The organism is Acinetobacter sp. neg1, from assembly GCF_000788125.1.
Taxonomy (GTDB): Bacteria; Pseudomonadota; Gammaproteobacteria; order Pseudomonadales; family Moraxellaceae; genus Acinetobacter; species Acinetobacter vivianii.
In genome coordinates this window covers 19,856-34,964 of record NZ_JSZD01000010.1, presented here as the reverse complement: position 1 = coordinate 34,964, position 15,109 = coordinate 19,856, and the positions used below count along the sequence as shown (strand labels likewise).

10 protein-coding genes are annotated in these 15,109 nt (G+C 41.0%); 8 read left to right on the top strand and 2 right to left on the bottom strand.

Annotated elements, in window-relative coordinates; genetic code table 11:
- Positions 1 to 3 precede the first annotated feature (3 nt).
- Together PJ15_RS07850 and gltA are read right to left on the bottom strand one after the other, a co-directional pair.
- The gene (locus PJ15_RS07850; RefSeq protein ID WP_047429546.1) at positions 4 to 1,767 is read right to left on the bottom strand and encodes a DKNYY domain-containing protein; all 1,764 of its coding nucleotides are present in this window, start codon (positions 1,765 to 1,767) and stop codon (positions 4 to 6) included.
- A 118-nt stretch (positions 1,768 to 1,885) separates the two neighbouring features.
- Entirely contained in the window at positions 1,886 to 3,160 is a 1,275-nt protein-coding gene (gene gltA, locus PJ15_RS07845) for a citrate synthase (RefSeq protein WP_004775175.1), read from the bottom strand.
- 897 nt (positions 3,161 to 4,057) lie between these two features.
- Between gltA and sdhC the strand changes: the two genes are divergently transcribed.
- The 8 genes from sdhC (at position 4,058) to sucC (ending at position 15,098) form a co-directional block, all read left to right on the top strand.
- On the top strand, positions 4,058 to 4,459 hold the full coding sequence (gene sdhC / locus PJ15_RS07840; protein ID WP_050560019.1) for a succinate dehydrogenase, cytochrome b556 subunit: 402 nt from the start codon (positions 4,058 to 4,060) through the stop codon (positions 4,457 to 4,459).
- Positions 4,459 to 4,824, top strand: a complete 366-nt coding sequence (sdhD, locus tag PJ15_RS07835; RefSeq protein ID WP_004775170.1) for a succinate dehydrogenase, hydrophobic membrane anchor protein — start codon at positions 4,459 to 4,461, stop codon at positions 4,822 to 4,824. Before sdhC ends, sdhD begins: the two co-directional genes overlap by 1 nt.
- 12 nt (positions 4,825 to 4,836) lie before the next feature.
- Positions 4,837 to 6,732, top strand: a complete 1,896-nt coding sequence (gene sdhA / locus PJ15_RS07830; RefSeq protein ID WP_004775167.1) for a succinate dehydrogenase flavoprotein subunit — start codon at positions 4,837 to 4,839, stop codon at positions 6,730 to 6,732.
- Positions 6,733 to 6,746: 14 nt separating this feature from the next.
- The gene (locus tag PJ15_RS07825) at positions 6,747 to 7,457 is read left to right on the top strand and encodes a succinate dehydrogenase iron-sulfur subunit (protein ID WP_004664446.1); all 711 of its coding nucleotides are present in this window, start codon (positions 6,747 to 6,749) and stop codon (positions 7,455 to 7,457) included.
- A gap of 743 nt (positions 7,458 to 8,200) precedes the next feature.
- Positions 8,201 to 11,041: a 2-oxoglutarate dehydrogenase E1 component gene (locus PJ15_RS07815; RefSeq protein ID WP_004775165.1), complete on the top strand. Its 2,841-nt coding sequence runs from the start codon at positions 8,201 to 8,203 to the stop codon at positions 11,039 to 11,041.
- A complete protein-coding gene (gene odhB, locus PJ15_RS07810; RefSeq protein ID WP_004775163.1) occupies positions 11,041 to 12,231 on the top strand; it encodes a 2-oxoglutarate dehydrogenase complex dihydrolipoyllysine-residue succinyltransferase in 1,191 nt (396 codons plus the stop codon). The genes PJ15_RS07815 and odhB overlap by 1 nt, the downstream gene beginning before the upstream one ends.
- A 132-nt stretch (positions 12,232 to 12,363) precedes the next feature.
- On the top strand, positions 12,364 to 13,797 hold the full coding sequence (gene lpdA / locus PJ15_RS07805; protein ID WP_004775161.1) for a dihydrolipoyl dehydrogenase: 1,434 nt from the start codon (positions 12,364 to 12,366) through the stop codon (positions 13,795 to 13,797).
- Positions 13,798 to 13,931: 134 nt separating this feature from the next.
- Positions 13,932 to 15,098: an ADP-forming succinate--CoA ligase subunit beta gene (sucC, locus tag PJ15_RS07800; RefSeq protein ID WP_004640348.1), complete on the top strand. Its 1,167-nt coding sequence runs from the start codon at positions 13,932 to 13,934 to the stop codon at positions 15,096 to 15,098.
- The last annotated feature ends 11 nt before the right edge of the window (positions 15,099 to 15,109 follow it).

Sequence of the window (15,109 nt, the reverse complement as noted above, 5' to 3'; positions counted from 1 at the left end):
GTGCTACCTAGTATGGTTAAGTTGAAACAGGTTAGATAGTTTTAATGAGCTTGGGTTGCGGGCAAAATATCTGGCTAAGTGCTGCTGATCTGACTCACGAATTAAACTGATGCGAAAACCATGAGAGGTCGATCCAGAAGATCGGCCCTTAGTGCGGTACAGTTTTTCATGAATGGTATAAATATGCTTACCATCACTAAAACGGCGATCAGCTAAAACCTTTAAGTGGACAGGCTGCGGAAAGCGATAGAGCACTTTTAAGCTTTGATAAAATTCATCATAAACATAAATGTGTTGCTGATCTGCAAAAATATAGCTGAAATTTCCTGGGTAAGGTTCACTACTTTGATGGCCAATCAGTTGTAAGTGTGAAGCATCGACAGCGGCGGTTCCCCAAAACTTATGTTCAGCCACATGAGGGAGAGGATGCTCATTTAAATAAAAAGATTGACCATCCGTAGCTAGGCTCAGGTTTTGACTAAAACGGTTGCTGCTACTAAAAATCTGGGTGTGTTGCGCATTGAGCTTGTCCAACTTTTTATCTTGAAAATAGACAAATTGCTGATCGTGAATATATTCATTGCTGTTGGGAAAAGCCGTGCTCTGTTGTGGATTTAAGTCGGTTAAAGCATGTGTTTTATAATAGACCTGTCGATCATCTTTTGCATAGAAATAGCCGAGTGCATTAAATTGTGGATGTAATATCGCAGTAAAACTAGCTGCATTTGCATTGGCTAGGGGCTTATTCTGAAAGTAAACGTGTTGTTGATCTTTGGTGTAATCATTCCCTAAATAATGCGTGTGGGCTGGATCTAGCTGAGTGAGCACATGATCTTGCCAGTAAACCTGTTGCGGTGTTTTGCCGACATTACTATAGAGTTCATCGGCACGATCAGGGAGATTGTTTAAAGCTAAGCCTGTAAATTGATTGGCACTCGCAGCGGGAAGTAAAAATGTGCCTTGGCCTTGTTTAAAAATATAGACCTGATTTTGAAAAGTTTCAAAATTTGTCCCAGAGATCGACTGTGTTTGTTGAGCAGGTAATTTGACGCTACCATCATCAAATTCATGCCAGAGTAATAAAGCGATAAACGTACTGAAACTTGCTAAAATCCCAAGAATAAAAGCTGTGGAAATCCACTTTTGTTTACGCTGAAATGCAGTATGTGCCTGTGGATCAGCGATCAAGGTCATGATGTCAACATGGGTTTTCTTGTTGATACTGGCATTGCTGGTACGTTGGAATTGTTGCTGTTTAGCCAGAGATTCCAGTTTTTTCCAAAACTGTAAAAACTCACTGTGTTGTTGGGTTAAAGTGGCAGGCCACATCCATGAATTAAAATAAAAATATTGCCGATAAGGTACTGTTTTGGTCAGTAGGTTTAAGCTATGGATCTGGGCATGATGTTGTCGGAGTTGAATATGAATCAAATCTTGCCAAGGATAAAAAGAAGTTTGCGCTGATTTTTCCAGACCGAGACCTTGCCGATAGAGTTTAAGCGTAATTGTTTGCTTAAAACATTTTTGATAAAGCTGGTTATAAAGATAAAGAACAGGTATCAATAGACCCAACATCAACGCAATATTAAGCAGTTGAGTAAAGAGGGGAAGAATTTGATAAAAATAGTAAAGGCTAAAATCGTAGAGGCAATAAACCAAAAATAACCAGCTGAGTACGATCAGTGCCAAAAATAGCACAAATGACGGAATCTTCATTTCGTATGCTGTGATTGTTGTTTCGCATAAAACAGCGGGCTTTTTATTCATTGCTTCAATATTTTAGTGGGGCATATATAAGGGTATGTAGGTGTTATTTTTCTCAAGCATAACGGATAAAACAAAAAAAGGATGCATAAGCATCCTTTTTTATCAACGCTAATATGAATTAACGTTTGATGTCGCGTTGAGTCGAGCCTGTGTAAAGCTGACGTGGACGACCGATTTTGTATGGACCGCTGTGCATTTCTAACCAGTGGCTGATCCAGCCTACTGTACGTGCAAGCGCGAAGATTACCGTAAACATTTCTGTTGGGATACCAATCGCTTTTAAGATGATACCTGAGTAGAAATCTACGTTCGGGTAAAGCTTACGCTCTACAAAGTACGGATCGCTAAGCGCAATACGCTCAAGCTCCATTGCAAGTTGCAATTGTGGATCGTTGATGCCTAAAGCTTCAAGAACTTCGTCACAAGTCTGTTTCATGACTTTCGCACGTGGGTCGAAGTTTTTGTAAACACGGTGACCGAAGCCCATGAGTTTAACTTCTTTACGCTTCACTTTTTCCATGAATTCAGCAACGTTTTCTACGCTACCAATTTCATCAAGCATCTTAAGTACAGCTTCGTTTGCACCACCGTGAGCAGGTCCCCAAAGTGCTGAGATACCAGCAGAGATACATGCATACGGATTCGCACCAGTAGAACCAGCAAGACGAACTGTAGAAGTAGACGCATTTTGTTCGTGGTCAGCATGAAGCGTGAAGATACGATCCATTGCGCGAGCAAGAACTGGATTTACTTTGTAATCACGGTCAGCAGGCGTAGCAAACATCATGTGTAAGAAGTTTTCTGCATAACCAAGGTCATTACGTGGGTAAATGAATGGTTGACCTACAGTGTATTTGTAGCTCCACGCTGCAAGCGTAGGGATTTTTGCGATTAAGCGAATCGCAGTGATTTCACGGTGATTAACATCTTCGATGTCTAACGCATTGTGATAGAACGCAGATAACGCACCAACAACACCAACCATTATCGCCATCGGGTGAGCATCACGACGGAAACCATTGAAGAAACGGCTTACTTGATCGTGAACCATCGTGTGGTTACGTACTTTAGCGTCAAATTCTGCTTTTTGTTCAGCATTTGGAAGCTCGCCATTTAATAATAAGTAGCAAGTTTCTAAGTAGTCTGCTTGAGTCGCTAATTGATCAATCGGATAGCCACGGTGTAATAACACACCTTTGTCACCATCAATGAATGTGATCTTAGATTCGCAAGCCGCTGTCGCCATAAAACCAGGATCGAAAGTAAAGTGACCTGATGCTAATACATCTTTAACGTCAATTACATCTGGGCCCAATGTGCCGCTGTAAATTGGTAATTCAATTTCTTTGCCATCAAGCTGTAATACGGCTTTTTTGCCAGTTGCTGCAGACATTCAATAGATCTCCTGTCCTGGTGAATGATTATCTGACTCGAAATACTAATCTTGTCATGTGCGAATCAGACGGTGTCAAAATTTGCTATAAGATTAGTGGCTACTAAAATTTTGTCAATTATACTTAGGGATAAAAAATGACGTTGCTACAGTCAATTAGTCATTCAGTATCGAAGAAAAAACTGAGTAAAATCACAGCACCGGTCGAGTATAATATGTCAAATCAAGTTTTAGGTGCATAAAAAAAATGAAGCATCAGTACAATTGTAAGTAAATTTTTAGATTGCCTATATTTTGATGCTTATAAAATAAATACTTATCACTTTTCAAAAGCCTGTAGTTCTCTAGGTTTAGCCTTTACTGGTCATTAAAAAATGGTTAAAAACTTTACATGTAAACTAATATTTGATTCATTTTGGTGCAATTGATCGTATAAAAAATGACTCATTGGCTTTGAATGTTGAAATATAAAAATAGATTATTAATTGAATATATTTAATATATAAATGAGAAGTATTATTTTAAAGCATGCGTAAAGTGTGATTATTTGGACAAATAAAAACTTAAAAACGCATTATTTTGAGAAAATATAAGAAAAGAATTTATTAAATTGGAAAGTATCTATAAAAAATAGTATCTTAATTTTATCATTACAAAACAAATAGATAGTATTTTTTGGCTGAACTTGGTGGATTTTTGGTCGTTATTATGCATGTGAATGATTCTTATTTAAAGTTTTTTTCGACTAAAGCGAAAGCTGATTGTTTGTATTTTGATATTTCACGTTTTATAATTCGATGTCGTTTATAGGTTAGGCATGTGCTGTGCTTGCCTAACAATGCCAGCTTTCCTTTGAATTAATTCAAACAAACTCCGGATGGAGTTTCTACCTACAGGATGCCCGCTGTGAAAAGCAACAGACCTGTCAATTTGTCCATGGGTCAGGTGTTAGCGGTAAATTTACGCTCACCCGTGGCTATTGCATCAATTCTACACCGTCTATCAGGTGTAATCGTTTTCTTATTAGTCGCTGTTCTTTTATGGATTTTGGATAAATCTTTATCTTCACCAGAAGGATTTGACTACGTTAAAAATGTCGTTTTCGGAAATATCATTGTACGTTTCGTCGTATGGGTATTTGTAGCAGGATTAATTTTCCACCTTATCGCAGGGATCAAGCACTTGCTTGCTGACCTCGGTTTTGCTGAAGAATTACAAAGCGGTCGTATCGCAGCTACAGTTTCATTGATCTTGTCTGCGGTTGGTATTGTCGCAGCATTCGTATGGATTATGTTCTGATGAAAAGTGCTACAGGTTTAACAGGTTCAGGTTCTCGCGATTGGTATATCCAGCGTGTTAGTGCTGTGGTGTTGGCTGCATACACTATTGTTTTATTAGGCTGGATCCTTTGCAATAGCGGATTTGGTTATGAACAGTGGGCTGGCTTTATGCTGACTTTGCCAATGAAGATTTTTTCTTTATTAGCAGTGTTATCGCTAGTTGCACACGCTTGGATTGGTATGTGGCAAGTCTTTACTGATTATGTAACGACTCGTCAAATGGGTCCTTCAGCTTCAGGTTTACGCCTTGTACTGACTTCTGCTGTCATTATTTCAGTGATCGTGTACGCAATCTGGGGTATCCAGATTTTCTGGGCAAATTGATAGGAAGAGATCATGGGCGCAATTAACCCTAAAGAAGATTATTCAAATATTCAAAACCTCACTTTCGACGCGGTTATCGTCGGTGGTGGTGGTTCTGGTATGCGCGCTGCTTACCAACTTGCTCAAGCTGGTTTAAAAGTTGCGGTATTGACCAAAGTATTCCCGACACGTTCGCATACAGTTGCTGCTCAAGGTGGTATTGGTGCGTCGTTAGGTAACATGCAAGAAGATAACTGGCACTATCACTTCTATGACACGGTTAAAGGTTCTGACTGGTTAGGCGATCAGGATGCAATCGAGTTCATGACCCGTGAAGCGCCAAAAGTTGTTTACGAGCTTGAACACTTGGGTATGCCTTTTGACCGTAACGAAGACGGTACGATCTATCAGCGTCCATTCGGTGGTCACTCTGCAAACTACGGCGAAAAAGCTGTTCCACGTGCGTGTGCTGCTGCTGACCGTACAGGTCACGCGTTATTACATACCTTATATCAAAGCAACGTAAAAATGGGCACCCAGTTCTACGTTGAGTGGATTGCATTAGACTTGATCCGTAACGAAGCGGGTGATGTTCTTGGTGTGACAGCGATCGATCAGGAAACTGGTAACATCGCTGTATTCCAAGCGAAAGCGACTTTATTCGCTACAGGTGGTGCTGGTCGTGTTTACCGTGCATCAACCAATGCTTATATCAATACTGGTGACGGTCTTGGTATGGCTGCTCGTGCAGGTATTCCATTACAAGATATGGAATTCTGGCAATTCCACCCAACGGGTGTTGCGGGCGCAGGCGTATTGTTAACTGAAGGTTGTCGTGGTGAAGGTGGTATCCTTCGTAACAAAGACGGCGAACCATTCATGGAACGTTATGCACCAACTTTGAAAGACTTGGCGCCACGTGACTTCGTATCACGTTCAATGGACCAGGAAATTAAAGAAGGTCGTGGTTGTGGTCCTAAAGCGGATTATATCTTACTTGATATGACTCACTTGGGTGCTGAAACGATTATGAAACGTCTTCCATCTGTATTTGAGATTGGTAAGAAGTTCGCAAACGTTGACTGTACGAAAGAGCCAATTCCAGTTGTACCAACAATCCATTACCAAATGGGTGGTATTCCAACGAATATTCATGGTCAAGTGGTTGTGCCGCATGGTGTGGAAGAGGGTGAATTCTCTGCTCACTATGATAAAGATACTAAAGAGTATTCTTATAAAGGTACGCGTGACTATGTGAAGCCTGTAAAAGGTTTCTACGCGATTGGTGAATGTTCTTGCGTATCTGTACATGGTGCAAACCGTTTAGGTACTAACTCATTGCTTGACCTTGTAGTATTTGGTAAAGCAGCGGGCGAGCACATCATTGATTATGTAACCAAGCATCATGGCGATGATTATGCACCGCTTCCAACAGATGTATTGGTAAATACTCTAGAACGTGTACGTAAACTAGACGAATCAACTGCTGGCGAAAATGCACAAGAAGTTGCTGATGCGATCCGTGACATCGTACAAGATCACGCGGGTGTATTCCGTACTCAGGCATTACTTGACAAAGGCGTAAAAGAAATCCTTGCGATCGAATCACGTGTTCGTAACATTCATTTGAAAGACAAATCTCGCGTATTTAACACAGCACGTGTTGAAGCGTTAGAAGTTGAAAACTTGTATGAAGTAGCGAAGGCGACTCTGATTTCTGCTGCTGCACGTAAAGAATGTCGTGGTGCGCATACCGTTGTTGACTATGAGTTAGCACCGGATCACCCAACTTATTCTTACGGTCGCCGTGATGATGAGTGGATGAAGCATACATTATGGTATTCAGCAGACAACCGTCTTGAATATAAGCCAGTGCGTTTCAGCCCGTTAACGGTTGAAGCAATTGAACCTAAACCACGTACATTCTAATCGGGAGAACAAAGATGAGTAGAGGCACTCGTACATTCGAAATCTACCGCTATGATCCTGATAAGGATAAAGCGCCGTACATGCAAACTTTCAAACTTGAGTTAACCGATAAGCACCGTATGTTGCTTGATGCGTTACTTGCGTTGAAAGTGCAGGATGAATCATTAACATTCCGTCGCTCTTGCCGTGAAGGTATTTGTGGTTCGGATGGTGTGAACATCAATGGTAAAAATGGTTTAGCGTGCTTGTGGAACCTGAACGATTTACCAGAGAAGATTGTGATCCGTCCTTTACCTGGTTTACCAGTTGTAAAAGACTTGGTTGTAGACATGAACCAGTTCTATGATCAATATGACAAGATTCAACCGTTCTTGATCAACAATCAGCCAGCACCAGCGAAAGAGCGTTTACAGTCTCAAGCAGAACGTGAACACTTAGATGGTTTGTATGAATGTATTCTTTGTGCATGTTGTTCAACTTCATGCCCATCATTCTGGTGGAACCCTGATAAGTTCCTTGGACCATCAGCATTGTTAAATGCATACCGCTTTATCATTGACTCTCGTGATACAGCAACACAAGAGCGTTTGGCTCGTTTAGACGACCCATTCTCTTTGTTCCGTTGTAAAGGGATCATGAACTGTGTATCTGTATGTCCTAAAGGTTTGAACCCGACAAAGGCAATTGGTCACATTCGTAACATGTTGTTAGATCAAGCAGGCTAATCTGTTTTTTCTAGGCAAGAAAGGAGCCCCGAGAGGGGCTTCTTTTTTATTTTGCGAAATCATCAAAATTGGTTGAAAAATGTTTGTTTGAATAAAGTGAGGCTTGAATTTTAAAAAATTGACCTTAAATATTTATGGGTTTTGTTGTTAATTAAAATCATCAAAATCGATATGGTAAATGGGTTGATTTATTTTTAATCAAACTGAGCGCGCTTTGTGCAATATTTGTAGAGAATGTTTATTTTTGATCGATTGGAGTGCAACTTTTATCAAAAGGGCGGTATATTAGAATATAATTTGATATGTGTATTTCGCTGCTTTATAGATGGTATGTGTCAAAAAAATCAATCCAAGCTTGAGAACATGTTAGGATTTCTGCCACAACTGGAATCAAAAAATAAGCAGATTCTTGAGCTTATCGTTAAAGAAAGCCTTCAAGATTTGTACAGATTTCATTGAAAAAGTCAATTTAGAAAAGTTAAAAATTTAGTTAATTTTTCTAAAATGATTTGCAAAAAATTGCTCGATTTCATCGAGTATGAAAAATGAGTTATGTGTCTTGAATTGAAGGTGCATGGCTCATTTGTTACATCAAAGGGAAATACTCCTGATGTGTAGTAATAATGTCTCAAGGTTGGATTACCTTGGGTAGTAGTGTCGTGTTACCAATTTGGCACTATGAATCATGGGTGTGCTTAAAAGGCAGCCTGTATTATTTTTTGCAATAGGAAATGGGTCCAAAAATGCAAGAAGTTGCTGACGCATTGCGTCTTGACACTGAACTTTCCGCTGATAGTGCAGCGTATATTGAAGAGCTATACGAACAGTACCTAACTTCTCCAACCTCAGTGTCAGAGGATTGGCGTGAATATTTCGATAAATACCCTAAAGGTGATCAACCACACGGCAGTGTGCGCGAGCAATTCCTCCTTCTGGGTCGTAATGCAAGCCGAGTTCAACCTGTTGTTCAAAGCACTGTAAGTACAGAACATGAGCGTCGTCAAATTGGTGTATTACAATTAATCGCTGCTTACCGTAACCGTGGTCATCAAAAAGCTAAACTCGATCCATTAGGTCTTGCGAAACGCGAAGAAGTTCCTGACCTCGATTTATCTGCTCACGGTTTAACTAAATCAGATCTCGATACTGTATTCAATACAGGCAACCTCGCAATTGGAAAAGCAGAAGCAACATTGTCTGAAATGGTTGAAGCCATGGAAGCAACTTACTGCGGTTCAATTGGTGCAGAATACATGCATATCGTTGACACTAAAGAAAAGCGTTGGATTCAACAGCGTTTAGAAGGTGTTCGCGGCAAATTCAATTATACCAATGATCAGAAAAAAGGCTTCCTTGAGCGTTTGACCGCTGCTGAAGGCCTGGAAAAGTATCTTGGTAATAAGTTCGTTGGTGCTAAACGTTTTGGTGTAGAAGGCGGTGAGTCTTTTATTCCAATGATGAACGAAATCATTCAACGTGCGGGTAGCGTAGGTTGTAAAGAAGTTGTGATTGGTATGCCACACCGTGGTCGTCTCAACCTTCTTGTCAACATCATGGGCAAAAACCCAGCTGACCTTTTTGGTGAATTCGAAGGCAAGAGCCTGCATAAAAAAGGTTCTGGTGACGTTAAGTATCACCAAGGCTTCTCTTCAAACGTAATGACTCCAGGTGGCGAAGTTCACTTGGCATTAGCGTTTAACCCATCTCACTTAGAAATTGTTGGTCCAGTAGTTGAAGGTTCGGTTCGTGCGCGTCAAGTACGTCGTAAAGATATTGGCGGTGATGACGTTCTTCCTGTAATCGTTCATGGTGATGCTGCATTTGCAGGTCAAGGTGTGAACCAGGAAACCTTCCAGATGTCACAAACTCGTGGTTACACGGTAGGTGGTACTGTTCATATCGTGATTAACAACCAAGTTGGTTTCACGACTTCTGACCCACGTGACACGCGTTCTACAGAATACTGTACTGACGTTGCTAAAATGATTCAGTCACCAATTTTCCATGTGAATGGTGATGATCCTGAAGCTGTTATTTTTGCGACTCAAATCGCGCATGATTTCCGTCATGAATTCCGTAAAGACGTTATCCTAGACTTGTTCTGCTACCGCCGTCGCGGTCATAACGAAGCGGATGAGCCGTCTGCAACACAACCATTGATGTATCAAGTCATCAGCAAGAAAGCGACAACACGTACTTTATATGCTGATCAACTGGTTCAAGAAAAAATTCTTGATCGTGCAAGTGCCGATGCAATGGTTGAAGGCTATCGTTCTGATCTAGAAGCGGGTAACCACGTTGCCAATGCGCTTGTTCGTGAACCGAACAAAAAAATGTTTGTTGATTGGACTCCATATTTGGGTCATGAATATACAGACATTTGGGATACTTCATTCAGCATCGATCGTTTGAAAGAGCTTGGTCAGAAGATGAATACATTACCAGAAGGTTTTGTATTACAGCGTCAAGTTCAAAAAGTAATTGATGACCGTGCGAAAATGCAAACAGGTGAAATGCCACTTAACTGGGGTGCTGCTGAAACCTTAGCTTATGCAACTTTGCTTGATGATGGCTTCCTTGTGCGTATCACAGGTGAAGACGTTGGTCGTGGTACATTCTCACACCGTCATGCGAAATTACATAACCAAACTGATGGTTCTGTTTATATTCCGCTTTGCCACATTAAAGAAAATCAACCGCGTACTGCGATTTATGATTCTTTATTGTCTGAAGAAGCTGTTCTTGCATTTGAATATGGCTACTCAACCACTTTACCGAAAAGCTTGATCGTTTGGGAAGCTCAATTCGGTGACTTCGCAAACTGTGCACAAGTTGTAATTGACCAGTTTATCGCTTCGGGTGAAACCAAGTGGGAGCGTGTTTGTGGTCTAACAATGTTGTTACCACACGGTTATGAAGGTCAAGGTCCAGAGCATTCGTCTGCACGTTTAGAACGTTTCTTACAGCTATGTGCTGAAGACAACATGCAAGTGATGACACCAACGACACCAGCGCAAATTTTCCATGCGTTACGTCGTCAGGCAGTTCGTCCGATTCGTAAGCCAATGATCGTAATGTCACCAAAATCGTTATTACGTCATAAACTTGCGACTTCAACACTTGATGAATTGGCAAACGGTTCATTCCAAACTGTGATCGATGAAATTGATCAAATCAACAAGGCTGACGTAACTCGTCTAGTGCTTTGTGGTGGTAAGGTTTATTACGATTTACTCGAAAAACGTCGTGAGCTTGGTTTAAACCATGTTGCGATCGTTCGTATCGAACAATTGTATCCATACCCAGAGCAACGCCTAGCTGAAGTTATGGCTGCTTATCCAAACATTCAAGAACTTGTTTGGGCACAAGAAGAGCCGAAGAACCAAGGCGCTTGGTTATTCATCGTTCCTCGGTTGTATGAAGACGTTCTTAAATCTGGTAAACAAATCCGTATTAGCTATGCTGGTCGTGAAGCATCTGCCGCACCTGCTTGTGGCTCGCCATACTTGCATGCAAAACAACAAGCTCAGCTCATCAATGACGCACTTGCTATTGAAGTTGAACAATCAGGAGATTCTAAATAATGGCAACCGAAATTAAAGCACCGGTATTTCCAGAGTCAGTTGCTGACGGTACGATCGCAACTTGGCACAAGAAAGTAGGTGAACCTGTATCACGTGATGAAGTGATCTGTGACATTGAAACCGATAAAGTTGTTTTAGAAGTGGTTGCTCCAGCTGATGGTAGCTTAGTTGCAATCATCAAAGATGAAGGCGACACAGTTCTTTCTGACGAAGTGATTGCTCAATTCGAAGCTGGTGCTGTTTCTGCGGCTGCTCCTGAAGCTGCTGCACCAGCAGAAGCGGCGCCTGCTGCGTCTGCACCTGCGGCTGCTGCGTCAACTCAACCTGTTGATCAAAACCAAGCACCTGCAGTACGTAAAGCATTGTCTGAAACTGGTATCAATGCTGCTGACGTTCAAGGTACAGGCCGTGGTGGTCGCATCACTAAAGAAGATGTTGTGAACCATAAGCCAGGTACATCAGTTCAACCATTAAGCGTTGCTGTAGGCGAGCGTATCGAGAAACGTGTTCCAATGACACGTTTACGTAAGCGTGTTGCTGAGCGTTTATTAGCGGCTACACAACAAACTGCAATGTTAACAACATTCAACGAAGTTAACATGAAGCCAATCATGGAAATGCGTAAGCAATATAAAGATGCTTTCGAAAAACGTCATGGTGCTCGTTTAGGCTTTATGTCTTTCTTCGTTAAAGCAGCAACTGAAGCGCTAAAACGCTACCCAGCTGTAAATGCATCTATTGATGGCGACGATATCGTTTATCACGGTTTCTATGACATCGGTGTAGCAGTTTCTTCTGACCGTGGTCTGGTTGTTCCTGTACTTCGTGATACTGACCGTATGAACTATGCTGAAGTTGAAAACGGTATCCGTGATTATGCTTTCAAAGCACGTGACGGTAAGTTAGGCATCGAAGACATGACTGGCGGTACGTTCACAATCACGAACGGCGGTACTTTCGGTTCATTGCTTTCAACTCCTATTTTAAACCAGCCACAAACTGCAATCTTGGGTATGCACAAAATCCAAGAGCGTCCTATGGCGGTGAATGGTCAAGTTGAAATCTTGCCAATGATGTACTTAGCGCTTTCTTATGACCACCGTTTAATCGATGGTAAAGAAGCTGTAGGTTTCTTGGTAACAATCAAAGAATTGTTAGAAGAGCCAGCTAAACTCATTCTTGACCTATAATTTTTTATTTAAAAATCCCCCTAAGTCTCTCTTGAATTACAAGAGGGACTTTCACAAGACTGATCAGTTTCAAGGTTTGTGAAAATTTCTTCTCTGATAAAAGAAGATAGGGGAGATTCATTGGAGATAAAGATGTCTCAACAGTTTGATCTTGTTGTCATTGGCGGTGGACCTGGTGGTTATGAAGCGGCGATTCGTGCAGCTCAACTTGGTTTCAAAGTCGCTTGTATCGAAAAACGTATTCACAACGGGAAGCCATCTTTAGGTGGTACATGCTTAAACGTAGGTTGTATCCCTTCTAAAGCATTGCTTGACTCTTCACATCGTTATGAAGATACAGTGCATCATTTAGCTGATCACGGTATTACGACTGGTGAAGTGAATTTTGATCTTGCTAAGCTTCTTGCTCGTAAAGACAAAATTGTTGACCAATTAACGGGTGGTATCGATCAATTGCTTAAAGGCAATGGTATTGAGTGGTTAAAAGGTACTGGTAAATTACTTGCTGGTAAAAAAGTTGAGTTTGTTTCACATGAAGGTGAGACTCAAGTTTTAGAACCTAAATACGTAATTCTTGCGTCTGGTTCTGTACCTGTAAATATTCCAGTAGCTCCTGTAGATCAAGATATTATTGTTGATTCAACTGGCGCATTAAACTTCCCAGAAGTACCTAAACGTTTAGGTGTTATTGGTGCTGGTGTAATTGGTTTAGAACTTGGTTCTGTTTGGCGTCGTCTTGGTGCTGAAGTTGTTGTATTTGAAGCAATGGATGCATTTTTACCAATGGCTGATAAAGCTTTGGCAAAAGACTACCAAAAACTTTTAACTAAGCAAGGTCTTGATATTCGTATTGGCGCTAAAGTTGCTGGTACAGAAGTTAATGGTCGTGAAGTGACTGTTAAATACACTCAAGGTGGCGAAGAAAAAACTCAGACTTTTGATAAGTTAATCGTTTGTGTAGGTCGTAAAGCTTATGCAGAAGGTTTATTGGCTGATGATTCAGGCATTAAACTAACTGAACGTGGTCTAGTTGAAGTAAATGATCACTGTGCAACTTCTGTAGAAGGTGTATATGCGATTGGTGACTTAGTTCGTGGTCCAATGCTTGCTCATAAAGCAATGGAAGAAGGTGTAATGGCTGTTGAACGTATCCACGGTCATGCAGCTCAAGTGAACTACGACACAATCATTTCTGTTATCTATACACATCCGGAAGCGGCATGGGTTGGTTTAACTGAAGAACAAGCTAAAGAAAAAGGTCATGAAGTTAAAACTGGTCAATTCGGTTTTGCTGTAAATGGTCGTGCTTTAGCGGCGGGTGAAGGTGCTGGTTTTGTTAAGTTTGTTGCTGATGCAAAAACTGACCGTTTATTAGGTATGCATGTCATTGGGCCTGCTGCATCTGATATCGTACACCAAGGTATGATCGCTCTTGAATTTGTATCTTCTGTTGAAGATCTTCAGTTAATGACATTTGGTCATCCAACATTCTCTGAAGTTGTTCATGAAGCTGCACTTGCTGTAGATGGTCGTGCAATCCACGCGATTCAACGCAAGCGTAAATAAATATAAAGTGTGGTTCGCCACACTTTTTTGAATGATGATGATTGTCTGGTTCGGGCAATCATTTATTCAATATGTAGCAGCCTGATTTTAAGAAGATCTAGCTGTATCACACAAACAACATAGTAGGTAACTAAATGAACTTACATGAGTATCAAGCTAAAGCATTATTGAAAGAATATGGCATGCCAGTACAAGAAGGTATCTTGGCAACAAATGCAGACGAAGCAGTTGCTGCATTTGAACAGCTTGGTGGTAAATTCGCTGTAATGAAAGCGCAAGTTCATGCTGGTGGTCGTGGTAAGGCTGGCGGCGTTAAAGTTGCAAAATCTAAAGAAGATGTCATCGAATTTGCTAACAACATCATTGGTACTCGTCTTGTAACGTATCAAACTGATGCAAATGGTCAACCAGTTAACAGCATCATCGTTGCTGAAGACGTTTACCCAGTTGAGCGTGAGCTTTACTTAGGCGCGGTTGTAGACCGTTCTAGCCGTCGTATTACTTTCATGGCTTCTACCGAAGGTGGTGTAGAAATCGAGAAAGTTGCGGAAGAAACTCCAGAAAAAATTATCAAAGTTGAAGTTGATCCATTAGTTGGCTTACAACCATTCCAAGCACGTGAAGTTGCGTTTGCTTTAGGTTTGAAAGACAAGCAAGTTAGCCAATTTGTAAAAATTATGGGCGCTGCTTATCAAGCATTTGTAGAAAATGACTTTGCATTATTTGAAATTAACCCACTTTCAGTTCGTGAAAATGGCGATATTTTATGTGTTGATGCGAAAGTAGGTATCGACTCTAACGCGCTTTACCGTTTACCTAAAGTTGCTGCTTTACGTGACAAATCTCAAGAGAATGAGCGTGAATTAAAAGCATCTGAATTTGACCTTAACTATGTTGCTTTAGAAGGTAACATCGGTTGTATGGTTAACGGTGCTGGTCTTGCAATGGCAACAATGGACATCATTAAACTTTATGGTGGTCAGCCTGCAAACTTCCTTGACGTTGGTGGCGGTGCAACTAAAGAGCGCGTAATCGAAGCGTTCAAAATCATCCTTGCTGATACTTCTGTACAAGGTGTTTTAATCAACATCTTCGGTGGTATCGTACGTTGTGACATGATTGCTGAAGCAATTATTGCAGCGGTTCAAGAAGTAAACGTAACTGTTCCAGTTGTTGTTCGTTTAGAAGGTAACAACGCTGAGTTAGGTGCTAAATTACTTGATGAATCTGGTTTGAAATTAATTTCTGCGAACGGTTTATCTGATGCCGCAGAAAAAGTTGTAGCTGCAGTTAAAGCGTAAGGAGTATCAAT